The 20,350-nt window shown below is 69.0% G+C and carries 22 protein-coding genes; 15 read left to right on the forward strand and 7 right to left on the reverse strand.

Annotation, left to right across the window (positions count from 1 at the left end; translation table 11 throughout):
• The first annotated feature begins 171 nt into the window (after positions 1 to 171).
• The 3 genes from U3653_RS11400 to U3653_RS11410 all read left to right on the forward strand — a co-directional run bounded on the left by U3653_RS11400 (position 172) and on the right by U3653_RS11410 (position 3,356).
• Positions 172 to 957 carry an electron transfer flavoprotein subunit beta/FixA family protein gene (locus U3653_RS11400; RefSeq protein WP_195078588.1) on the forward strand — a complete coding sequence of 262 codons (786 nt, stop codon included), beginning with the start codon at positions 172 to 174 and terminating at the stop codon, positions 955 to 957.
• Between the two features lie 35 nt (positions 958 to 992).
• Positions 993 to 1,949, forward strand: a complete 957-nt coding sequence (locus U3653_RS11405) for an electron transfer flavoprotein subunit alpha/FixB family protein (RefSeq protein WP_195078589.1) — start codon at positions 993 to 995, stop codon at positions 1,947 to 1,949.
• Between the two features lie 351 nt (positions 1,950 to 2,300).
• Positions 2,301 to 3,356, forward strand: a complete 1,056-nt coding sequence (locus U3653_RS11410; protein WP_195078590.1) for a cobalamin-independent methionine synthase II family protein — start codon at positions 2,301 to 2,303, stop codon at positions 3,354 to 3,356.
• A gap of 211 nt (positions 3,357 to 3,567) precedes the next feature.
• Here the strand turns inward: U3653_RS11410 and U3653_RS11415 are convergent, their stop codons facing one another.
• Together U3653_RS11415 and U3653_RS11420 are read right to left on the reverse strand one after the other, a co-directional pair.
• Positions 3,568 to 3,774: a DUF397 domain-containing protein gene (locus tag U3653_RS11415; protein ID WP_195078591.1), complete on the reverse strand. Its 207-nt coding sequence runs from the start codon at positions 3,772 to 3,774 to the stop codon at positions 3,568 to 3,570.
• Positions 3,771 to 4,664, reverse strand: a complete 894-nt coding sequence (locus U3653_RS11420; RefSeq protein ID WP_195078592.1) for a helix-turn-helix domain-containing protein — start codon at positions 4,662 to 4,664, stop codon at positions 3,771 to 3,773. Before U3653_RS11420 ends, U3653_RS11415 begins: the two co-directional genes overlap by 4 nt.
• Before the next feature lie 360 nt (positions 4,665 to 5,024).
• On the opposite strand from U3653_RS11420, the gene U3653_RS11425 reads away from it, so the two are divergent.
• Together U3653_RS11425 and U3653_RS11430 are read left to right on the forward strand one after the other, a co-directional pair.
• Positions 5,025 to 5,600: a hypothetical protein gene (locus U3653_RS11425; RefSeq protein WP_195078593.1), complete on the forward strand. Its 576-nt coding sequence runs from the start codon at positions 5,025 to 5,027 to the stop codon at positions 5,598 to 5,600.
• 6 nt (positions 5,601 to 5,606) lie between these two features.
• A complete protein-coding gene (locus U3653_RS11430; protein WP_195078594.1) occupies positions 5,607 to 5,873 on the forward strand; it encodes a hypothetical protein in 267 nt (88 codons plus the stop codon).
• A gap of 35 nt (positions 5,874 to 5,908) precedes the next feature.
• On the opposite strand, the gene U3653_RS11435 is transcribed toward U3653_RS11430, so the two are convergent.
• Positions 5,909 to 6,766: a LysR family transcriptional regulator gene (locus tag U3653_RS11435; RefSeq protein ID WP_195078595.1), complete on the reverse strand. Its 858-nt coding sequence runs from the start codon at positions 6,764 to 6,766 to the stop codon at positions 5,909 to 5,911.
• A gap of 112 nt (positions 6,767 to 6,878) precedes the next feature.
• Here U3653_RS11435 and U3653_RS11440 point away from each other — a divergent pair, with 112 nt between their 5' ends.
• The 3 genes from U3653_RS11440 (at position 6,879) to U3653_RS11450 (ending at position 10,283) form a co-directional block, all read left to right on the forward strand.
• Positions 6,879 to 8,171 (forward strand): NAD(P)/FAD-dependent oxidoreductase, encoded by a 1,293-nt coding sequence (locus U3653_RS11440; RefSeq protein WP_195078596.1) that lies wholly within the window; start codon positions 6,879 to 6,881, stop codon positions 8,169 to 8,171.
• Positions 8,172 to 8,433: 262 nt separating this feature from the next.
• On the forward strand, positions 8,434 to 9,261 hold the full coding sequence (locus U3653_RS11445; protein WP_195078597.1) for a GNAT family N-acetyltransferase: 828 nt from the start codon (positions 8,434 to 8,436) through the stop codon (positions 9,259 to 9,261).
• The gene (locus tag U3653_RS11450; protein WP_323124189.1) at positions 9,258 to 10,283 is read left to right on the forward strand and encodes a lysophospholipid acyltransferase family protein; all 1,026 of its coding nucleotides are present in this window, start codon (positions 9,258 to 9,260) and stop codon (positions 10,281 to 10,283) included. Before U3653_RS11445 ends, U3653_RS11450 begins: the two co-directional genes overlap by 4 nt.
• Before the next feature lie 186 nt (positions 10,284 to 10,469).
• Here the strand turns inward: U3653_RS11450 and U3653_RS11455 are convergent, their stop codons facing one another.
• On the reverse strand, positions 10,470 to 10,778 hold the full coding sequence (locus U3653_RS11455; RefSeq protein ID WP_195078598.1) for a hypothetical protein: 309 nt from the start codon (positions 10,776 to 10,778) through the stop codon (positions 10,470 to 10,472).
• Positions 10,779 to 11,041: 263 nt separating this feature from the next.
• On the opposite strand from U3653_RS11455, the gene U3653_RS11460 reads away from it, so the two are divergent.
• From U3653_RS11460 to U3653_RS11490, 7 genes are all read left to right on the forward strand, one after another.
• The gene (locus U3653_RS11460; protein ID WP_195078599.1) at positions 11,042 to 12,271 is read left to right on the forward strand and encodes a cysteine desulfurase family protein; all 1,230 of its coding nucleotides are present in this window, start codon (positions 11,042 to 11,044) and stop codon (positions 12,269 to 12,271) included.
• A complete protein-coding gene (mnmA, locus tag U3653_RS11465; protein WP_195078600.1) occupies positions 12,271 to 13,386 on the forward strand; it encodes a tRNA 2-thiouridine(34) synthase MnmA in 1,116 nt (371 codons plus the stop codon). Before U3653_RS11460 ends, mnmA begins: the two co-directional genes overlap by 1 nt.
• A 178-nt stretch (positions 13,387 to 13,564) precedes the next feature.
• Positions 13,565 to 14,599: a methionine synthase gene (locus U3653_RS11470; protein WP_195078601.1), complete on the forward strand. Its 1,035-nt coding sequence runs from the start codon at positions 13,565 to 13,567 to the stop codon at positions 14,597 to 14,599.
• Positions 14,600 to 14,714: 115 nt separating this feature from the next.
• Complete coding sequence (locus tag U3653_RS11475) at positions 14,715 to 15,080, forward strand: hypothetical protein (RefSeq protein WP_195078602.1); 366 nt, start codon at positions 14,715 to 14,717, stop codon at positions 15,078 to 15,080.
• A gap of 181 nt (positions 15,081 to 15,261) precedes the next feature.
• Positions 15,262 to 17,376: an NAD-dependent DNA ligase LigA gene (gene ligA, locus U3653_RS11480; protein WP_195078603.1), complete on the forward strand. Its 2,115-nt coding sequence runs from the start codon at positions 15,262 to 15,264 to the stop codon at positions 17,374 to 17,376.
• 68 nt (positions 17,377 to 17,444) lie between these two features.
• Positions 17,445 to 18,140, forward strand: a complete 696-nt coding sequence (locus U3653_RS11485) for an SDR family NAD(P)-dependent oxidoreductase (protein ID WP_195078604.1) — start codon at positions 17,445 to 17,447, stop codon at positions 18,138 to 18,140.
• Complete coding sequence (locus U3653_RS11490; protein ID WP_195078605.1) at positions 18,137 to 19,177, forward strand: S-adenosylmethionine:tRNA ribosyltransferase-isomerase; 1,041 nt, start codon at positions 18,137 to 18,139, stop codon at positions 19,175 to 19,177. Before U3653_RS11485 ends, U3653_RS11490 begins: the two co-directional genes overlap by 4 nt.
• Here U3653_RS11490 and U3653_RS11495 read toward each other — a convergent pair.
• The 3 genes from U3653_RS11495 to U3653_RS11505 all read right to left on the reverse strand — a co-directional run bounded on the left by U3653_RS11495 (position 19,170) and on the right by U3653_RS11505 (position 20,181).
• Positions 19,170 to 19,523 (reverse strand): hypothetical protein, encoded by a 354-nt coding sequence (locus U3653_RS11495; protein WP_195042240.1) that lies wholly within the window; start codon positions 19,521 to 19,523, stop codon positions 19,170 to 19,172. The two genes, U3653_RS11490 and U3653_RS11495, sit on opposite strands and share 8 nt — an antisense overlap.
• Positions 19,524 to 19,632: 109 nt before the next feature.
• Positions 19,633 to 19,998 (reverse strand): Uma2 family endonuclease, encoded by a 366-nt coding sequence (locus U3653_RS11500; protein ID WP_195078606.1) that lies wholly within the window; start codon positions 19,996 to 19,998, stop codon positions 19,633 to 19,635.
• 54 nt (positions 19,999 to 20,052) lie between these two features.
• Positions 20,053 to 20,181: a hypothetical protein gene (locus U3653_RS11505; RefSeq protein WP_323124190.1), complete on the reverse strand. Its 129-nt coding sequence runs from the start codon at positions 20,179 to 20,181 to the stop codon at positions 20,053 to 20,055.
• Positions 20,182 to 20,350 lie beyond the last annotated feature (169 nt).

Below are 20,350 nucleotides of genomic sequence, written 5' to 3' on the forward strand. Positions count from 1 at the left end.
AACCGCGCACTGTAGTGCGTGGTAACCAATTGTGAGAGAGAAGCCACTAAGTTACCCACGGGTAACTTAACGTAGGGTAATGTCACGGCCTGAGCCACCCACCGGGGCGTACGGCGCAGTTCGTGCGACCACCACATACGTGTAACCAGAACAGGAGGTCGACGAAGACCGATGCCGAACATCGTCGTACTCATCAAGCAGGTTCCCGACACCTGGTCGGAGCGCAAGCTCACCGATGGTGACTTCACGCTCGATCGCGAGGCCGCCGACGCCGTCCTCGACGAGATCAACGAGCGCGCCGTCGAAGAGGCGCTGCTGATCAAGGAGGCCCAGGGCGGTGAGGTCACCGTGCTGGCCGCCGGTCCCGACCGCGCCACCGAGGCCATCCGCAAGGCGCTGTCCATGGGCGCCGACAAGGCCATCCACATCAACGACCCGGCCATCCACGGCTCCGACGCCGTGCAGACGGCGTGGGTGCTGGCGAGCGCGCTCGGCCAGGTCGAGGGTGTCGAGCTGGTCATCGCGGGCAACGAGGCCACCGACGGGCGCGCGGGCGCGGTGCCCGCGATCATCGCCGAGTACCTCGGCCTGCCGCAGCTGACCCACCTGCGCAAGCTGACCGTCGACGGGGACAAGATCACCGGCGAGCGCGAGACCGACGAAGGCGTGTTCAAGCTGGAGGCGTCGCTGCCCGCCATCGTGAGCGTCACCGAGAAGATCAACGAGCCGCGCTTCCCGTCCTTCAAGGGCATCATGGCCGCGAAGAAGAAGGAAGTGCAGACCTTCACGCTGGCCGACCTGGGCGTCGACCCCTCGACCGTCGGCGTCGCCAACGCGGGCTCCACCGTCACCGCGGCCACGCCGAAGCCTCCGCGCACCGCGGGCGAGAAGATCGCCGACGAGGGCGACGGCGGCACCAAGATCGCCCAGTACCTGATCGGCCAGAAGATCATCTGATCTCGGTAGCGCAGACTTCCTAGGAGAGAACACACATGGCTGAAGTACTCGTGCTCGTCGAGCACGCCGAGGGTGCGATCAAGAAGGTCAGCACCGAACTGCTCACCGCCGCTCGCGCCCTTGGCGAGCCCGCCGCCGTCGTGCTCGGCACCGCGGGCACCGGCGAGAAGCTGGCCGACGCGCTGGCCGCCGCTGGCGCCGAGAAGATCTACATCGCCGAGTCCGACGATGTGGAGAACTACTTGGTGACCCCGAAGGTCGACGTGCTGGCCGCGCTGACCGAGTCGGTCTCGCCCGCCGCCGTCATCGTCGCCGCCTCCGCCGAGGGCAAGGAGGTGTCGGGTCGCCTGGCCGCCCGGATCGGCTCCGGCCTGCTGGTGGACGTCATCGAGGTGAAGCCGGACGGCACCGGGGTGCACTCCATCTTCGGTGGCGCGTTCACCGTCGACGCCAAGGTCACCGGCGATGTCCCGGTGATCTCGGTCCGCCCTGGCGCCGTCGAGGCCTCCGCGCAGGCCGGCGCCGGCGAGAAGGTGACCGTCGAGGTGCCCGCCCAGGAAGAGGGCGTGGTCAAGGTGACCTCGCGCGAGCCGGTCGTGGCCGGTGACCGTCCGGAACTCACCGAGGCGAGCATCGTGGTCTCCGGTGGCCGTGGCGTCGGCTCCGCCGACAACTTCTCGGTGGTCGAGGCCCTGGCCGACTCGCTCGGCGCGGCCGTCGGCGCTTCGCGCGCCGCCGTCGACTCGGGCTACTACCCGGGCCAGTTCCAGGTCGGCCAGACCGGCAAGACGGTCTCCCCGCAGCTGTACATCGCCCTCGGCATCTCCGGCGCGATCCAGCACCGCGCGGGCATGCAGACCTCGAAGACCATCGTCGCGGTCAACAAGGACGAAGAGGCGCCGATCTTCGAGATCGCCGACTACGGCATCGTGGGCGACCTGTTCAACGTCGCGCCCCAGCTGACCGAAGCGGTCAAGGCGCACAAGGGCTGACACGCTCGCAGCGATCGAAAAGTGGCCCCGACCGAGACGGTCGGGGTCACTTTTTCGTTTTTCACCGCCGAACACGTGATCCCAGTGCGTCTCGGCCAGGGAACTGGCGAACCGACGCGGGTGCGAGCGACTCCGCCGAGGTGATGGTCGGTTCGTACCGTTTCGGTCGACTGGGACGTAGAGGCGCTGATCTTCGAGCGCTCGGTTTGTTGTGACTGGTCGGAAACTTTCGGCGCGAAATTCGTGCAAACTCTCGAGGCCACTCGCGCGGAATTCGTGACCGAGGCGAATGAAATTACGGCGCAGGCGATTTCGCGTCGAAGGTGCAGGTAGCGGACGTACACTCGGCCGGTGAGCATCCCAACGGAACCGATCGGTAGCATCCCTCGACCTCACGACCTGTTGGCCGCCATGGCCGACGAAGCCGGCGACGCAGCCGCGCTCGCCGAACTCCAGCAGCGCGCGGTCGCCGAGACGATCCGCCGCTTGGAGGAACTCGGCTCTCCCGTTGTTACCGACGGCGAGCAGTCCAAGCCGAGTTTCGCCACCTATCCGATCGCGGGGCTGGACAATCTGGCCCCGGACGGGGCGGTCATCCCGTTCGCCGACGGGCATCAGAGACAGCTGCCACGGCTGACCTCGGGCCCGTTCCGCTATGCCGCCCACGCGGCGGACTATCTGCGCGCCGCGCAGCAGCACGCCACCGTTCCGGTGAAGCAGGCCGTCATCGCGCCGTCGGCGCTGAGCCTGCTGTATCCGGCCGACGGGATCGAGGGTTATCCGCGCGAGCAGTTCCTCGCCGATCTCGCGGACGCGGCCGAGGCCGACATCCGTGGCTGCCTGGACGCGGGCGCGCACCTGGTTCAGCTCGATTTCACCGAGGGGCGGCTGTCGCTCAAGCTGGATCCCAGCGGCGGTGTGCTCGACCAGTTCATCGAACTGAACAACACGGTGCTCGAGCGGTTCTCGGACGAGGATCGAGCCAGGATCGGCGTGCACACCTGTCCCGGCGGCGACCAGGACTCCACGCACAGTCTGGACGTGGACTATGTCCAATTGCTGCCGAAGTTGCTGCAACTGCGGGTCGGCGCGTTCTACCTCCAGCTCGCCAGCGAACCGGACCCGGAGAAGGTTCTCGCCGTAGTCGCGGAACACCTGCCCGCCGAGGCGCGGGTGTTCATCGGCGTCACCGACCCGATCGACCCGCAGGTCGAGACACCCGAACAGGTTCGCGACCGGGTACTGCTCGCCGCGCGCTTCCTGCCCGTCGACCGTTTGGGCACCTGCGACGACTGCGGCTTCTCACCGTTCGCCGACGACACCTCCACCTCGCGAGAGACCGCGTTCGCCAAGATCCGCGCGCGCATCGAGGGCACGGCGCTGGCGTCGACGGAATTGCGCATCTGACCTGTAGCGACTCGGACGACCAGCCCCGGGTGGACCGGGCCGGTGTCGTCCGGCGAGAAGTCGGACTGCGGTTACCCGATGGCTCAGCGCAGATGCGCAGCAGGATCATCGAGCCCTAGTGGAATTCGATAGACGCATGTGGAGCGGCCCCGCTCCGCCCGTGTGATGAGCGGTGCGGGGCCGATGGTTTCCGTCGGCGTGCGAGTAGGGTTCAGGCGGGGCCGAATTCGCCGCTCTGCATGCCTGTGGTGAAGGCGTCCCACTCGCCTGGTGCGAACACCAACGCCGGGCCGGTCGGGTTCTTGCTGTCCCTGACGCCGATCATGCCGCCGTGGAGCCATGCCACTTCGACGCACTGCGAACCGCTCTCGCTGTGGCTGCTCTTGAACCAGTTCGCCCCGGATAGGTCACCGTTCACCGCTCGTAACTCCTTGCCACCCGCCGGAGCAGGTCTCGCGATTCCACTTCACCCAGGCACTTGTCCCGGATGGCCGAGGCGAGTTCACTATAGAGCCGAATTTCCCCGGCTTTCTCCAGATATACATCCTGCGCAGGCCCTCCCTCCAAGTAGACGATCGGCGGTTCGACCGGCACGCCTTTGGCATTCGAGGCGAACTCCATGATGATGAACAGGCTGTGCGGCATCCCCCAGGTCAGTCCAGCGCTGAAGGGATGTATACGCAGTGTGACGTTCGGCAGCTTCGAGGCTTCGGCCAAGTGACGGTGTTGGGCCGACATGGTTTTCGGCCCGCCGACCATGCGGTGGAGTGCCGATTCGTGCAGCAGGACTTCCAAAGTGATCGGCTTGGTCTTACGGGTGACGATGTTCTGCCGCCTCAGCCGGTGCTCCACACGCCGCTCGATGTCTTCGCGACTGAATTCCGGATATGCCCCGATCACTGCTCGCGCATAGTCTGCGGTTTGCAGGAGGCCAGGGATGTGCTCGTGGTACATCGTCAGTCGCCGCGCGGCCGCTTCCAGCCCGACGTACATGTTGAAAGCCCCGCTGTACAGACCGCCATACGCGTGGTACCAGCTCTTCGTTCTAGCTTGCACCGCAAGGTCCACCGCCGCTTCGGTATCCGGGGCCTCCACGGCGTACAGCTCGCATAGCGCCTGGACGTCCTGCTTACGGACTTTCTGAATCTGTCCGGTCTCCATGCGCTGGAGTACCGCCCGGGACAGATCGACGAGTTCGGCGGCCTCGGCGATGGTGAAGCCCGTCGCTTCGCGGCGGTCGCGCAGGAAGCGTCCGAGTTGGCGACGCGGCAGGGTCGATGAGGGGCCTTCTTCATCGAGGTTGGTCACGCAGGTCTCCTAGAAGTGAGTCGTGCGGGATTGCAAACCGATCTCGGTCAGCTCGAGAACCGAGCACCGCCCTGGGTAATTGAGCCGATCAGGAGTGGGTGCTCGTTTTCGAGCGTATTCGCTGGTCACGGGTGGTGTGCTGGTTTCCGGCGTTCGAGGCGGAAACCCGCGCAAGGGGTTGCGCCTCAGGGAAGCGAATCCAAACAAGCACGCTGTCAACATGATCCGGGAGCGATGATGCACGCCCAAAAGATCGGGACAACCGGCCGGCTCGCCACGCATAGGAGGCAGCCACCGAATGCCATAGGACTGTTACGAACCGAGATATCCGGACCGCACGCCCCACGGCACGCGCTCGAAATGCGCCGCCACGCGGAACGATTGGGCTACCACTACCTCTACACCGTCCGACCGCCGGAAGGGGAAGTCGATCCGGTCGGATACGCGCTGGCCGTCGCGGTCGGCGTGCACGCTGCCGCCCTCGTCGTCCACGACCTGACCATCGTGGACAACACCCCCGCGCGGGTCTGCGAGACATGCGACCTCGAAACGGTGTGCCCTGCGGTAACTTGGGCGCGCGCTCAGCCCGGTGCGATCGGCCCTGGTCATACCCACCCCGACCACCCGCTCACCATCGGCGAGTCGCATCGAATCATGCAGCAGCACAGAGGATGTCGTGCCGCCACCTGTCCACGGAAGGCGTCGGCGCTCAGCTGCCTGGTGCGGGCGGGCAAGCTCGTTCCGCCGGTTTCGAGCCCACGCGAACGCGCCGCGGCTCGTGGTCTGGCGTTCGAACCCGCCGATCCACTGTCCTTCTCGGCTGGCCCCAGCCTGGAAACACTGCTGAATGTGCTGGACGCGCTCGCCGCCTCCGTCGCGGATTCCCGAACGCCGGTATCCCGTCCGCCCGAAGTCGCGCACAGCGAGCGGGACTGATGTGGAATGCGCGACATCCATCACACCGAAGCCGAGGGCTTTCGGGCTACCTGGCGACCGGAAGGCCACCGCATCGCGATCTTGGTCGTGCGGGACGCGTCCGACATGACGCCGATCGCCTCGTACCACCCCGGTTCTTACCCCGACCTCGCGCAAGCCCGCGAACTGCTGCCGGAATTGACCGGACTATGGGACGCGGTTCGCCACGACTTCTGGTCACAGCTCCTGCCCGGCCATCGACCTTCCACCGCCTGTGTCGACGGCCGGATGTGAGCACGTGGGTGGCCGGGTACCAGGTCGCGTCCCGCTCAACAGCGGTGCAGCGCGGTGAGCAGAGTGTCCAGGATGGGTGAGCGTTTGGCGTCGGCGCGCAGCACCGCCGACACCGGAATCCGCAGCTTGTTCTCGGCCAATCGCAGGACGACGAGTCCTTCCGTGGTGCTTTCGGCGTAGAGCACGGTCCACGCGTCCGGGCGGTTGATCAGTTCCATCGTCGCGGTGTGGTCCGGTGGGATGGGCGGCCCGAACGTGGGTCCGGTGGGGAGTTCGGCGAAGGCGTTGCGAATCACGGTGTGCAGGAGGACCTGTTCCTGCTCCGGCGGCAGTAGCAGGGGGTAGGAGGCCAGATCCGCGAGCGTCACCGCGTCCTTCGTCGCCAGCGGATGCGCGCTGGAGGTGGCGATCACCAGATCCTCCACCCACAGCTGCTCGACCACGAGGCCGGGCTGGTCGACGCTGCCGCGGATGAGCGCGAGATCACAGTCGCCGTCCGCCACGGCGGTGATGCGCTGGCGGAAGGGTTTGATCACGAACTCGATCTCCGCCTCCGAATGCGCGGCGCGGGCACCCGCGATCGCGGACAGCGAGCGGGTGGCGAAGGACATGTTCGCGGCCAGGCGGATGCGCGGTCCGACCGTCCGTACGGCGGCTCGGATCGCCGACTCCAGGCTCAGCATTTGTTTCGCGAGGGGAAGTAGCCGTGCGGTGGCGTCGGTGGGCACGACCGAGCGGGTCGAGCGCTCGAACAGTTGCACACCGAGGTCGCGTTCGAGCCGGGAGATCTGGTGGCTGATCGCCGACTGGGAGATGAAGCAGCGCGCCGCGGCGCCGCTGAAGCTGAGCTCCTCGCAGACCGCGACGAAGTAGGTGAGCTGCCGAAGTTCCACGGCGCCTCCTGATTAATTACGAATCGAGATAAGAGTCATCTTAATTATGCGCCCACACACCTGAAATATCCGCCCTCCGGATCGCGGTTCGTAATGAGAGAAGGAGGCTGTCATGCAGTACGTGGACGCGGGAATCGAAACCGCGGGTGTCGTCATTGTCGGATCGGGGTTCGGCGGGCTCGCCGCCGCCAAGCAACTGGCCAAGTCGGGGGTGGACTATGTGCTGATCTCCAGCACGCCCGAGCATCTGTTCCAACCGCTGTTGTACCAGGTAGCGACCGGTGTGCTCACATCGGAGGAGATCGCGCCGCCGATCGCGGGCATCCTGCGCCGCCATCGCGAGGCCGACGTGCGCCTCGGCACCGTGGTCGGCATCGATCCCGACCGCGCCATCGTCACCTACGAACACGAGGGCGTGTCCCACCGCATCCGCTACGGCTCGCTGATCGCGGCCACCGGCGCGAGCCAGTCCTACTTCGGCCGCGACGACTTCGCGGAGAAGACCTATTCCCTCAAGACCATCGATGACGCGCGCCGGCTGCGCGCGCAGATCGCGCGTGTCTTCGCCGAAGCCGCGCAGGCCGACGAGCAGACCAGGCGCAGGCTGCTGAGCTTCGTCGTGGTCGGCGCGGGCGCGACCGGCGTCGAGGTGGCCGGTCAGCTGAAGGAGCTGGCGAAGCGGCACTTCCACCAGGAGGTCTCGGTCACGCTCGTCGAGGGCGCCGGCGAGGTGCTCCCTCCGTTCGGCGGCGGGCTGTCGGAGTACGCGAAGAAGTCGCTGACCAGCAGCGGCGTGGAGGTGCTTCTCGGCACCTTCGTCACCGACATCGAGCACGGCAAGGTCACCGTCAAGAGCGCCGACGGCGTCGAACACGCCATCGCGGCGGAGACCGTGGTCTGGTCGGCGGGCGTGCAGGCGGGCGGGTTCGCGAAGATCCTGGCCGAGGCCACGGGCGTGGCGACCGACCGCGCGGGCCGGCTGCTGATCAACCCGGACCTCACGGTCGGCGGCTACGCCGACATCTACGCCATCGGCGACATGAGCTCGCTCAACGGCTACCCCGGCCAGTCGCCGGTGGCCATGCAGGAGGGCAGGCACGCCGCCGACATCATCCGCCGCAAGAAGCAGCCCGGCACGCCCTTCACCTACTGGGACAAGGGCAGCATGGCGGTGATCAGCCGGTTCAGCGCCGTGACGAAGCTGAACGACCGCATCACCTTCCGCGGCGTGATCGCCTGGTTCATGTGGCTCGCGGTGCACCTGTTCTACCTGGTCGGCTTCCGCAATCGCTTCGCCGCGGTCGCGTCCTGGCTGGTCGCGTTCATCTTCACCGGGCGTCCCGGATTCGCCGAAGAGGACACGACCGCGCCGAAGGTACTCGCCGCGGACAGTCGCGCCGCGTAATAGGTTCCCGCACCTGAGAATCGCGCCGCGCACGATCGAAGGCGGCGCGATTCACGGGGCGCGCGACTGTCGCACCGCATCGGCCTCGAGCGCGATTCGGGCGGTAAACCGCATGTCGGAAGCGGTTTCTATGCGGAGGGGCGAACGCGGCGGAACCGTTCGGTGAACGCTCGGTGTGACAGCCGTCTCGTTCACCCAACCGGCATCGCGGCGACACTTCGAGGTTGCTGGGACGCATTGTCGGACTGGCTTCATCGTGGATATGACTATTTCGTCCGTGCTGACGGCCCCGGCTCGACCGACGGACTCCGGTGAGGGACGGTCGCGCTACTCGCTGGTGGTCTCCTCCGACCTCGACCACCGTATCGCCGCGCAACGCCTGCGCTACAACGTGTTCGCCAACGAGCCGGGCTTTCAGATCCCGGACGACGGAACCGGTTTGGACGCCGACCGTTTCGACGAGCACTGCGACCACATGCTGGTGCGCGACGACGCCGGCGGCGAGTTCGTCGGCTGCTACCGGATGCTGCCGCCGGACAAGGTCGCCGCGGCGGGCGGGTACTACACCGCGACGGAATTCGACCTCACCCAACTCGATCCGGAAGGCATGCGGATCGTCGAGATGGGCCGCGCGTGCGTGGTTCCCGACCACCGCAACGGCTCGGTGCTCACCCTCATGTGGGCGGGGATCCTGCACTACATCCAGCTCACCGGCTACGAGTGGGTGATGGGCTGCGTGTCGGTGCCGATGCGCGACACCCCGGCCGATCCGCCGGGCGTGAACGTGCGCGGTGTGCGCGACATGCTGCTGGGCAGGCACGCCTCCGACCCGGAGCGCCGGGTGCACCCGTACAACCCGGTGACCGTCGACGGGAAGACGCTGGACGAACTGACGCCGCCGGGGCGGCCGAAGCTGCCCCCGCTGGTGCGCGGCTACCTGCGGCTGGGCGCGGAGATCTGCGGCGAGCCAGCCCACGATCCCGCTTTCGCGGTGGCCGACTTCGTCGCGCTGTTGGGGCTGAACACCATCAACACCCGCTACCTCGAGCGACTACAAGACGCCGCCGCGTCGTTCGACGGGGGACGGTGAGGACCGTGGTCTTCGACGCGCCGCCCGCCACGTCCGCTGCGCACGCATGGATGCCGTCGAGCCCCTGCGGTCCCGGGTGCATCGATGCGATCGATGAGGTCGGCCCCGCACGGGTGGCCGCCCGGCTGGCCGGAATCGCCGGACTGCTGCTCAGCTATCCGATCGCGCACACGGTTACCCCGCGCGGCAAGCGTGCGCCGTTGCAACGCGGCTACGCGCGCTTACTGCTAGGTTGCCTCGGCCTGCGGTTGCGCGTGGTCGACCACCGGGTGGCGGCAGGCGAGCGCGGTGTCGTCGATGAGGGCGATACCGCGCTCGCACCCGCCGGCTTCGGCGCCGCGGACCGGGGTGTGCTGGTCGTCGCCGGGCACATCAGCTGGACCGACATCGTCGCGCTGGCTTCGGTGCAGCCGCTCGGCTTCGTGGCCCGCGCCGACATGGTGGACTGGCCGCTGATCGGCAACCTCGCCAAGTTGATGCGGGTCATCCCGATCGAGCGCGAGAGCCTGCGCGGGCTGCCCGGCGTGGTGGCCGCGATCGGAGCGCGGTTGGCCGCCGGTGAACGGATCGGCGTCTTCCCCGAGGGCACCACCTGGTGTGGCCGTGCCTACGGCACCATACGACCCGCGTTGTTCCAGGCGGCGGTGGACACCCGCACCCCCGTGCAGCCGGTGCGGTTGCGGTACCTGGACCGGCACGGCGTGCCGTGCACGGTGCCCGCCTTCGTCGGCGTCGACACCTTCGCCTCCTCCGCCCGGCGCGTACTTCGTTCGCGCGGAATGGTCGCCGAAGTGGTGCTGGAGCCGGTGCTGGAGCCCGGCGCCGACCGGCGCGAACTGGCCCGCCGCTGCGAAGCCGCCGTCCGCGGCGCCGCGCACGACGCGCTTGACGGCACGGAGTGGATCGAGGCCGGGCACACACGGGTGCAGGATCCGTCGCTCGCGACCGACGCCCCGGAGGTGCGCCGCCCGCGCCGCCGCCCGGTTCTGCGCGGTCGCCGGAGCACTGCGGCCGCGCGGTGAATCGAGCACAGGCTCCGCGAGTGGCACACCACCGAGAGGTCTACTCGGGATTTGCCACAGCCATGTGCCACTCACGGACGTTCCGCGGTGGGCCGCCGGCCGTTGAGCACTCGCGTTGAACGCGTGGTGCTGCACATGAGTCCGGGGCTAGCCGATGTCGGCTCGCCCCGGAATATAAGGAAGAACTCAGAAGCCGCTTCCCGTCGGCGGACGCCACCTGTGGTCCCACCTGCCGTGGTCCCAGTCGTCGTGGCGGTCGCGGCCGCGGAACCAGTCGTCGTGGCGGCCGCGGTTCCAGTCGTTGTGCCTGCCGCGATTCCAGTCGTCGTGGCCGTGGCGGCCGTGGGTCGCGTCGAGCTGGTCGGCGGGCTCGAGCACGATGGGGTCGGCGAGCGCGGGCACCGCGACGGCGGCGACCGGCATCAGGGCGAGAACGGACGCGGCGGCGGCGCGTGCCAGCGCACGTCGCGTACGTCCATGGGTGCGTGGGTTCATCGGAACTTCCTCACTATCGATTCGTCCGTGGGTCGACCGCTCCGGGTTCCCGCCCCGGAGTCCGCGCCGCGAACGAAGCGGACCAGCGACCAACACGCTGAACAACGTACCGCTATTCAGCGGCGCATTCAATAGGTGAATACCCTGAGATCTCCCCGGTCGCAGGGCCTTCGGCCGGGCGCGGCGCCGCGGAACGGACCCCGCGCGGGCGGGCGAGCAGGGGGGAATAACCGGCTGAGCGTGACGGCTATCCTTAACTGGTCATGAAGTCGGCTTTTTCGGGTCCGGTCAACGGTGCTGCGCCCCAGACGGTCTACCTCGATCACGCGGCCACCACACCGATGCTGCCCGCGGCCATCGAGGCGATGACGGCTGCCCTGCGCAGCACGGGCAACGCGTCGTCGCTGCACGGCTCGGGGCGCGCCGCCCGGCGGCTGCTGGAGGAAGCGCGCGAGTCGATCGCGGCGGACCTGGGCGCCCGGCCGTCGGAGGTCATCTTCACCTCAGGCGGCACCGAGAGCGACAACCTGGCGGTGAAGGGCATCTTCTGGGCGCGCCGCGACGCCGATCCGCGCCGCAGCCGAATCATCGCCAGCTCCGTCGAGCATCACGCGGTGATCGACGCGGTGGAGTGGCTGGAGCGGCACGAGGGCGCGCAGGTCACCTGGCTGCCGGTGGACGCCGACGGCGTGGTCGCGCCCGCGGCGCTGCGCGCGGCGCTTTCCGCCCATCCCGACGACGTCGCGCTGGTCACCGTCATGTGGGCGAACAACGAGGTCGGCACGATCCAGCCGATCGGCGAGCTGGCCTCCGTCGCCGCGGAATTCGGCGTGCCGATGCACAGCGACGCGGTGCAGGCGGCGGCGCAGCTGCCCATCGATTTCGGCGCGAGCGGCCTTTCCGCGGCCAGCTTCGCCGGGCACAAGGTCGGCGGGCCGCACGGTATCGGGGTGCTGCTGCTCGGCAGGCAGGTGCCGTGCGTGCCCCTGCTGCACGGCGGCGGGCACGAGCGCGACCTGCGGTCGGGCACCTCGGACACGGCGGCCGCGATCGGGCTCGCCGCCGCGCTGCGCCAGACCTCGATCGAACGCCATGCCAGGACCGCCGAGCTGGTGGCTTTGCGCGACGCGCTGATCGACGGCATCCGCGCGACCGCGCCCGACGCACTGCTCAACGGTCCCGTCGGCGACGGGCGACTGCCCGGCAACGTGCACGTCACCTTTCCCGGCTGCGAAGGAGATTCGCTGCTGATGCTGCTGGACGCGGCGGGAATCGAATGCTCGACGGGTTCGGCGTGCACCGCGGGCGTCGCCACGCCGAGTCACGTGCTGATCGCCATGGGCGTCGAGCCGTGGCAGGCGCGCGGATCGCTGCGCTTCTCGCTGGGGCACACTTCGACGCGCGCCGACGTCGATGCGGTCCTGGCAGTCTTGCCACAGGTGGTTGAGCGGGCCAAGGCCGCGGGCTTGGCCGGTGCGAAAGGAGGTGTCTGATGCGGGTACTCGCCGCGATGAGCGGTGGTGTGGATTCGGCCGTGGCGGCGGCGCGTGCCGTCGACGCCGGTCACGAGGTGGTCGGCGTGCATCTGGCGCTGTCGGCCACGCCGGGCACGTTGCGCACCGGATCGCGCGGTTGCTGCTCGAAGGAGGACGCCGGTGACGCTCGGCGCGCCGCCGACGTGCTCGGCATCCCCTTCTATGTCTGGGATTTCGCCGACCGCTTCAAGGAAGACGTCATCGACGACTTCGTCGCGGCCTACGCGGCGGGTGAGACGCCGAATCCGTGCCTGCGCTGCAACGAGAAGATCAAGTTCTCCGCGCTGGCCGATCGCGCCGTGGCGCTCGGCTTCGACGCCGTGGTCACCGGCCACTACGCGCGTCTGGAGGATGGTGTGCTGCGCCGTGCCGTCGACGCCGACAAGGACCAGTCCTACGTGCTGGCGGTGCTGACCGCGCAGCAACTCTCCCGTGCGATGTTCCCGGTCGGCGACACCCCCAAGCCGCAGATCCGCGCCGAGGCCGCCGAGCGCGGCCTCGCCGTCGCGAACAAGCCGGACAGTCACGACATCTGCTTCATCCCCTCCGGCGACACCCGCGCCTTCCTCGGCGCGAAGATCGGCATCCGCCCCGGTGCGGTGGTCGACTCCGACGGGCGGGAACTCGCGCGGCACGAGGGCGTGCACGGGTTCACCATCGGTCAACGCAAGGGGCTCGGGCTGCCGGGTCCCGCCGCCGACGGCAAGCCGCGCTACGTCACCGGCATCGATCCCGAGTCCGGCACGGTTCGCGTCGGTTCGGCCGAGGACCTGCGGGTCTGGACGGTCGAGGCGGAGCGCGCGATCTGGACCTCCGGCTCCGCGCCGGCGGGCCCGATCGACTGCGTGGCGCAGGTGCGCGCGCACGGCGGCACCGCGCCCGCGGTCGCCGAGGCGATGGGGGACGGGCTCACCGTGCGGCTGCGTGAGCCGCTGACGGGCGTCGCGCGTGGTCAGGCCGTGGTGCTCTATCGTCCGGATCCCGAGGGTGACGAGGTGATCGGCAGCGGCACCATCTCCGGCACCGCGCGGGAGTCCGTCACGAGCGAAGCGGGGGCCGAGGCGGCGCGGTGATCCGCTCGGCGCGGTGCGGCTCGTCCGTTTCCCGCGCAGCCCGACTGCGGTGTGCAGACCGAAAGACCTGGACAGCCGTTGCGGACGGTGGGATCCCGTAGTGGCGGAATCGAACGGACGGAGTACGGCAGCGGTGTACGAGACCGGCACGGATGACCTGGCGCCAGACGGCGTGGACGTGGCGACCGAACCTGTCCTGCGGGGCGGGATCGCCACCGGCGTCGGCTCCTGGCCCGGCACCGACCCGCGCGAGGCCGCCGCGACCGTCGTCGGTGAACTCGGCGAGCTGCCGCACCTGGTGGAGTTGCCTGCTCGCGGCGCGGGCGCCGACCTGATCGGCCGGTCCTCCGCGGTGCTGGTCGACCTGCGCTTCGACACCACGCCGAGGGGCTACCGGCTCGCGCCGCGTCCGGGCGCGGTGTCGCGGCGGGCACATGACCTGCTGCGGACCGATCTGGACGCGCTCGAGGAAGCGTGGGAGAACGCCGGTCTCTCCGGTCGCGGCCGTCCGGTGAAGGTGCAGTCGGCGGGCCCGCTGACACTGGCCGCGCAGGTCGAGCTGCCCGGAGGGCATCGCGTGCTCACCGATCCCGGCGCGGTGCGCGACCTGTCGGAATCCCTGGCCGAAGGGTTGGCGCAGCACGTTACGGAGGTGCGCAAGCGGCTCGGCGCGCAGGTCGTCGTGCAGCTGGACGAACCGTCGCTGACCGCGGTGCTGAACGGTTCGCTGCGCGGGGTGAGCGTGCTGAACACCGTGCGCGCCCTCCCCGAGCCCGAGGCGCTGGCCGTCCTGGACACGGTGATCACCGCCCAATCGGCGCCGGTGCTGCTGCACAGCTGCGCCGAGCCGCCTGCCCTCGGCGCGATGCGCCGCAGCGCCGCCGCGGCGATCGGATTCGATCTGGGCGCCATCGGCACCGGGCAGCTCGACGAGGTCGGGGAGGCATTGGAGGCGGGCAAGCAGCTGGTGCTCGGCGTCATCCCCACCGAGGCGCCTGCCACGGCGGTCACCTGGCGGACCTTCGCCGAGCCGGGGGTGCGGTTGATCGATCGGCTCGGCTTCGGCCGCCGCACGCTGGCGCAGCGGGTCGCGGTCAGCCCCGCGTGCGGCCTGGCGGGCGCGCCGCTGGAGTGGAGCAGAAGAGCGCTGCGTCTGGCCGTGGACGTCGCACGCGCGTATGCCGAAGAGCCGGAAGAGCTTTCGTTCTCCTGACGTCGCCGCGGAACGCGAATCGCCGCCTGGGCCGACCGCCTTCGTCGCGGAAACAGCTCGCTTGTGGGCGTCGGGGGTTCCGCTCGTGGATCGCCAGCGCTGGGGGTGAACTACGGTGCGCATGGTGCAACCACTGGAACGTCCGGTCGTACTCGCGTTGATCTATACCGTCGGCTCGGTTCTGCTCGGCCCGGCCATCTACCTCGGTGGATATCTCCTCTTCACCGACGGGCTCATGGATTACTGCGACAGCGCCGCACGCGAAGAGGCGTTCCGAGCGGCACAAGGCTTTCAGATCGCCGGCGGGGGCGTCATGCTGGTCGCCGGGTGCGCTCTGCTCGCTGATCTGTCGGCGCATCGCCGTCGGATCAGTCGCGTTCGATTCTTCTCGAGCGGCTTCGGGATTCTCGCCATGATGTGTGGGTTCGGACTCGTCATCCTGTTGTCCGGGCCATCGGGGCAAGTCTGTTCGCCGGGATGACTCGATCTGCCGGGGTGCCGCGCCGTCGAGACCCGGGGCAGACCGCGCGGAGAGGCCGCCGACCGCAGGAACGCCTGTGCTCGCGCCGGGAAACGGACCGGTCGGACTTCGTTTCTTTCAAGGCGGCGACGTGCGCGAACACGGCGGCTGCCTGTCGGTGGCCTCCGCTAATGTGCGATGGGTGAGTGACAGCGAGAGCGCGGCGGCCCCGGCGACGCCAGAGCAGCGGGTGGAGTGGCAGCAACTCGCGGACGAGGTGCGTGAGCACCAGTTCCGCTACTACGTCCGGGACGCGCCGATCATCTCCGACGGGGAGTTCGACGCGCTGTTGCGACGGTTGCAGGCCATGGAGGACGAGCACCCCGACCTGCGCACGCCGGATTCGCCGACCCAGCTCGTCGGCGGGGGATTCGCGACCGATTTCACCGCCGTCGACCACCTCGAGCGGATGCTGTCGCTGGACAATGTGTTCGACGTCGGCGAACTGCGCGCCTGGGCCGCCCGGGTGGAGGCGGAGACCGGGCCGGACCTGCACTATCTGTGCGAGGTCAAGATCGACGGCGTCGCGCTGAACCTGGTCTATCAGAACGGCAGGCTGATCCGCGGCGCCACCCGAGGCGACGGACGCACCGGCGAAGACGTGACGCTCAACGCCCGCACCATCGACGACATCCCCGGCGAGCTCACCCCCAGCGAGGAGTTCCCGGTCCCGGAACTGCTCGAGGTCCGCGGCGAGGTGTACTTCCGGCTGGAGGATTTCGAGACGCTCAACGCCGCCATCGTGGCCGAGGGCAAGCCGCCCTACGCCAACCCGCGCAACACCGCGGCCGGTTCGCTGCGGCAGAAGGACCCGTCGGTCACCGCGCGGCGCAGACTGCGGATGATTTGTCACGGCTTCGGCCGGATCGAGGGCTACACGCCGACCTCGCAGTACGAGGCGTACCGCGCGCTCGCCGCGTGGGGCCTGCCGGTGTCCGAGCACACCAGGCGGGTGCAGGGCATCGACGCGGTGATCGAGCGGGTCGCGTATTGGGGCGAGCACCGGCACGACATCGAGCACGAGATCGACGGCCAGGTGATCAAGGTCGACGAGACCGCGCTGCAACGCCGTCTCGGCTCCACCTCGCGCGCGCCGCGCTGGGCGATCGCCTACAAGTACCCGCCCGAGGAGGCGACGACCAAGCTGCTGAACATCCAGGTGAACGTCGGCCGCACCGGCCGGGTGACGCCGTTCGCGGTGATGGAGCCGGTGTCCGTCGCCGGGTCGACGGTCGCGATGGCCACCTTGCACAACGCGGCCGAGGTCAAGCGCAAAGGCGTGCTGATCGGCGACACGGTCACCATTCGCAAGGCGGGCGACGTGATCCCGGAGGTGCTGGGCCCGGTGGTGGACGCGCGCCCCGAAGACGCGCGGGAATTCGTCATGCCGACGCACTGTCCGGAGTGCGGCACCGAACTGCGGCCGGAGAAGGAGGGCGACGCCGACATCCGCTGTCCGAACCAGCAGTTCTGCCCGGCCCAGTTGCGCGAGCGCGTCTACCACGTGGCAGGCCGCGGCGCGTTCGACATCGAAGCCCTCGGTTACGAAGGCGCGATCGATCTGCTGAAGTCCGGCGCCATCACCGACGAGGGTGACCTGTTCGACCTGGACGAGGCGGCGCTGCTGACCACATCGCTGTACGCCAACAAGAACGGCAGTCTCTCCGCCAACGGCAAGCGGCTGCTGGAGAACCTGGCCGCGGTCAAGAACCGGCCGCTGTGGCGGGTGCTGGTCGGACTGTCCATCCGGCACGTCGGCCCCACCGCGGCGCGGGCGCTGGCCGCCGAGTTCGGCAGTCTGGATCGCATCGAGGCGGCGTCGGTCGAGGAATTGGCCGCAGCCGACGGCGTCGGCCCCACCATCGCGGCCGCGGTGAAGGAGTGGTTCACCGTGGACTGGCACCGAGCCGTTGTGGCGAAGTGGCGGGCCGCGGGTGTGCGAATGGAGGACGAACGCGACGAATCCATCGAACGCAACCTGGAGGGCCTGTCCATCGTGGTGACCGGTTCGCTGCAGGGTTTCACCCGCGACGGTGCCAAGGAGGCCATCCTGGTGCGTGGCGGCAAGGCGGCCAGTTCGGTCTCGAAGAAGACCGCGTTCGTGGTGGTCGGTGACGCGCCCGGATCCAAGGCCGCCAAAGCGGAGGAACTCGGTGTGCCGATTCTCGACGAGGAAGGCTTTCAGCGGCTGCTGGCCGGCGGTCCGGAGGCGGTCACACCCGAGACGGCCGCGGAGGACGCCGAAGCCGAGGAGTGATCGGCGCTTGACCTGAAGATACGTTGAGGTATGAGGATCGACTGGTAGGCGACTACCAGGAGGTCCTCATGTCTCGTCCTACCGCATTGATCACCGGTGCGTCGGCCGGATTCGGCGCGGCGCTCGCGCGAGCACTGATCGAACAAGGGTGGCGGGTGCTGGGGACGGGGCGTCGCGCAGACCGGTTGGCGCGGGTGGCCACTGAACTGGGGCCGTCGTTCGTGGCGGTGCCCGGCGACGTCACCGATCCGGCGGATCGCGCCCGGTTGGCGGACGCCGCACGCGGTGCGGGGGAGCTGGCCCTGGTGGTGAACAACGCCAGCCGTCTCGGGCCCAGTCCGCTGCCCGGCCTCGCGGACTATCCGCTCGACGAGTTCGAGCGCGTTCTGTGCACGAATGTGGTTGCGCCACTGGCGATTACCCGGATCGCGCTGCCGCTGCTGCGGCCGGACGGTGCCGTGGTGAACATCAGCTCCGACGCGGCGGTGGAGCCGTATCCCACGTGGGGTGGATACGGCGCGTCCAAGGCCGCGCTCGATCAGCTCACCGCGATCCTCGGCGCGGAACATCCGGACCTTTCCATCTATGCCTTCGATCCCGGCGACATGCGCACCGAGATGCATCAGGCGGCGTTTCCGGGCGTCGACATCTCCGACCGGCCGGAGCCTGCGACGGTGGTGCCCGCGCTGCTGCGGCTGCTGGCCGAGAAGCCGAAGAACGGGCGTTATGCCGCCGCGGATTTCGTGGCCGGGCGTGCGTCATGACGGTGCCGACCGAACTGCCGACTTTCGACCTGTCCCTGGAACGCCACGCCACGGTCCCGCCCGAGGCGAGGGGGATGGCGCGTGACGAGGTGCGTTTGCTCGTCGCCGACGACGGACTGACGCACTCCCGATTCCGGGAGCTGCCCGACCGCCTGCGCGCGGGTGATCTGCTGGTGGTGAACAACTCGGCGACCATGCCGGCGGCGGTCGACGCCACGGCGGCGGGCGAGCCGGTCGTCCTGCACTTCGCCACCTGGCTGGACGACGGCCGCTGGGTGGTGGAGGTGCGGACCACCGAGCGCACTCCCTATCCGGCCGAGCGACTCTCGGCCGGAACCGTGCTGCGGTTGCCGGGTGCGGCGGCGACACTGCGCGCGCCCTGGCTCGCCGGTGGACGCAGGCTCTGGAGTGCGGACATCACCGGCGACGTATCCCTGTTGCTCGCCGCCCACGGCCGGCCGATCACATACTCCTATGTGCCGCAACGGTGGTCGGCCGCCTACTACACGACGGTCTTCGGCCGCGTGCCGGGCAGCGCGGAAATGCCGAGTGCCGCGCGCCCGTTCACCGAGCGTCTGGTGCTGGACCTGATCGCGGCGGGCGTCGCTCTCGCGCCGATCACCCTGCACACCGGGGTGTCCTCGCCGGAGGCCGGAGAGCCGCCGAGCCCGGAGCGGTTCGCCGTCCCCGCCGCGACGGCGCGGCTGGTGAACGACACGAAAGCCGCCGGTGGGCGGGTCGTGGCGGTGGGCACGACGGTGACGCGGGCGCTGGAGACCGCCGCCGACCCATCCGGGCTGGTCCACGCGTCGCACGGGTGGACAGACCTGGTGCTCGGCGCGCGGCGACCGGCTCGCGTGGTGGACGGTCTGATCACCGGTTGGCACGCGCCCGGCGCGTCACACCTGGATCTGCTGGTAGCGGTGGCGGGCGAGGAAACCGTCGCCGCCGCCTATGCCGCGGCCGTGGACACCGGCTACCTGTGGCACGAGTTCGGCGACAGCGCGCTGCTGTTCGGGAGCGGGCCGCTCAGCTGACCGTGACCGTGGCGCCCAGCTGGCCCGCGATATCGAACCGCCCGCAGCGGCCGTCGCTGAGATCCAGCTTCTGCGTGATGATCTTGCCGCGGCGATTCTTGAACGTCGCCTCGGCGGACACGTCCGCGCTCGCCGTCGAGCAGACCTTCGACACCACGCCGGGCGGGTCGTAACTCACCGTTCCACCGCCCTGGCAGGTGTTCGTGCTGTTGGCCAGGAACACGCGCGCTGTGCCCTCCGGACACGGCGCGTCCGCCACCGCTTCCGGCGCCACGACCAGCGAGCCCAGCGCGAGCGCCGCGACGACGGAGCCTCCGCCCACCACACGACGAACCGTCGATCCCATCGTTACCCTCATCCCATCGCACAACTCCGGCAGTACGCCGCGGCACGACCGCGGCGTGCAGGCATGCTAACCCGCTATCACCGCTGCTGTCCTGGCGACGGACCTGCGACTACTCCGGGAACAGTAAGTCGTCGACGGCGATGGTGGTGTCCGCATGGTGGACCGGGATGCGGTCGCCAGGCCGGTACTCTTTGCGAGTCCGGTAACCCGTGGGTATCGGTTCGGTGTGCTCATAGATCACGGTTCTCGTGACTACCCAGTAGGTCGAATATCCCGCCTGACCATACAGTTTCGCTTTGACGCCGAGATCTTGCATCACCGTTTCGTCGGAGATTTCGATGACGAGGAGTACATCGGCGGGGTCCCACACGGCGATCTCGGTGCCGATCGAGTCGACCTGGTCCGCGTCTGCCCGCAGTACCCAGCAGTCGGGATCGGGTAGCGACTGGGCGGTGGGTAGCGTCTCGCTGGTCACCTCGACGCCCTTGGTCGGAAGTTCCCGCGCGATGCGAAACACCGCTCGGCCGTGCTACGACCCGATAACCACCGGCCATAACTCCCCCTCGACCAGTTCTACGCGATGGTCGAACGCGCCCGCCTCCCACGCGCGCAGGAACTCGCTGCGCGTCCAGCGGTAGGCGATCGAAGCCTCGGTCATGCGCTCAGGGTATCGTGCCGCCGACCGCCGATCATCGGTCCCAGACCTGTTCGACCAGGTAGCGGTCCTGATCAGGCACCGAAGACGAAGATGTTCGACGCCGCGGCGAGCAGATCTGCGAGCCTGCCGGGTGGGTATCCCGAACGGGGACCGGACCCGGCGCGGATCG

The organism is Nocardia implantans (genome assembly GCF_035544775.1).
Lineage (GTDB): Bacteria > Actinomycetota > Actinomycetes > Mycobacteriales > Mycobacteriaceae > Nocardia > Nocardia implantans.

Excerpts from the sequence above, each read along its gene's own strand:
- U3653_RS11485 (WP_195078604.1), top strand. The coding sequence starts at position 17,445 with ATGTCTCGTCCTACCGCATTGATCACCGGTGCGTCGGCCGGATTCGGC.
- U3653_RS11440 (WP_195078596.1), top strand. The coding sequence starts at position 6,879 with ATGCAGTACGTGGACGCGGGAATCGAAACCGCGGGTGTCGTCATTGTC.
- U3653_RS11490 (WP_195078605.1), top strand. The coding sequence starts at position 18,137 with ATGACGGTGCCGACCGAACTGCCGACTTTCGACCTGTCCCTGGAACGC.
- U3653_RS11505 (WP_323124190.1), bottom strand. The coding sequence starts at position 20,181 with ATGACCGAGGCTTCGATCGCCTACCGCTGGACGCGCAGCGAGTTCCTG.
- U3653_RS11455 (WP_195078598.1), bottom strand. The coding sequence starts at position 10,778 with ATGAACCCACGCACCCATGGACGTACGCGACGTGCGCTGGCACGCGCC.
- U3653_RS11405 (WP_195078589.1), top strand. The coding sequence starts at position 993 with ATGGCTGAAGTACTCGTGCTCGTCGAGCACGCCGAGGGTGCGATCAAG.
- U3653_RS11495 (WP_195042240.1), bottom strand. The coding sequence starts at position 19,523 with ATGGGATCGACGGTTCGTCGTGTGGTGGGCGGAGGCTCCGTCGTCGCG.
- U3653_RS11425 (WP_195078593.1), top strand. The coding sequence starts at position 5,025 with ATGCGCCGCCACGCGGAACGATTGGGCTACCACTACCTCTACACCGTC.
- mnmA (WP_195078600.1), top strand. The coding sequence starts at position 12,271 with ATGCGGGTACTCGCCGCGATGAGCGGTGGTGTGGATTCGGCCGTGGCG.
- U3653_RS11430 (WP_195078594.1), top strand. The coding sequence starts at position 5,607 with ATGCGCGACATCCATCACACCGAAGCCGAGGGCTTTCGGGCTACCTGG.
- U3653_RS11460 (WP_195078599.1), top strand. The coding sequence starts at position 11,042 with ATGAAGTCGGCTTTTTCGGGTCCGGTCAACGGTGCTGCGCCCCAGACG.
- U3653_RS11400 (WP_195078588.1), top strand. The coding sequence starts at position 172 with ATGCCGAACATCGTCGTACTCATCAAGCAGGTTCCCGACACCTGGTCG.
- U3653_RS11445 (WP_195078597.1), top strand. The coding sequence starts at position 8,434 with ATGACTATTTCGTCCGTGCTGACGGCCCCGGCTCGACCGACGGACTCC.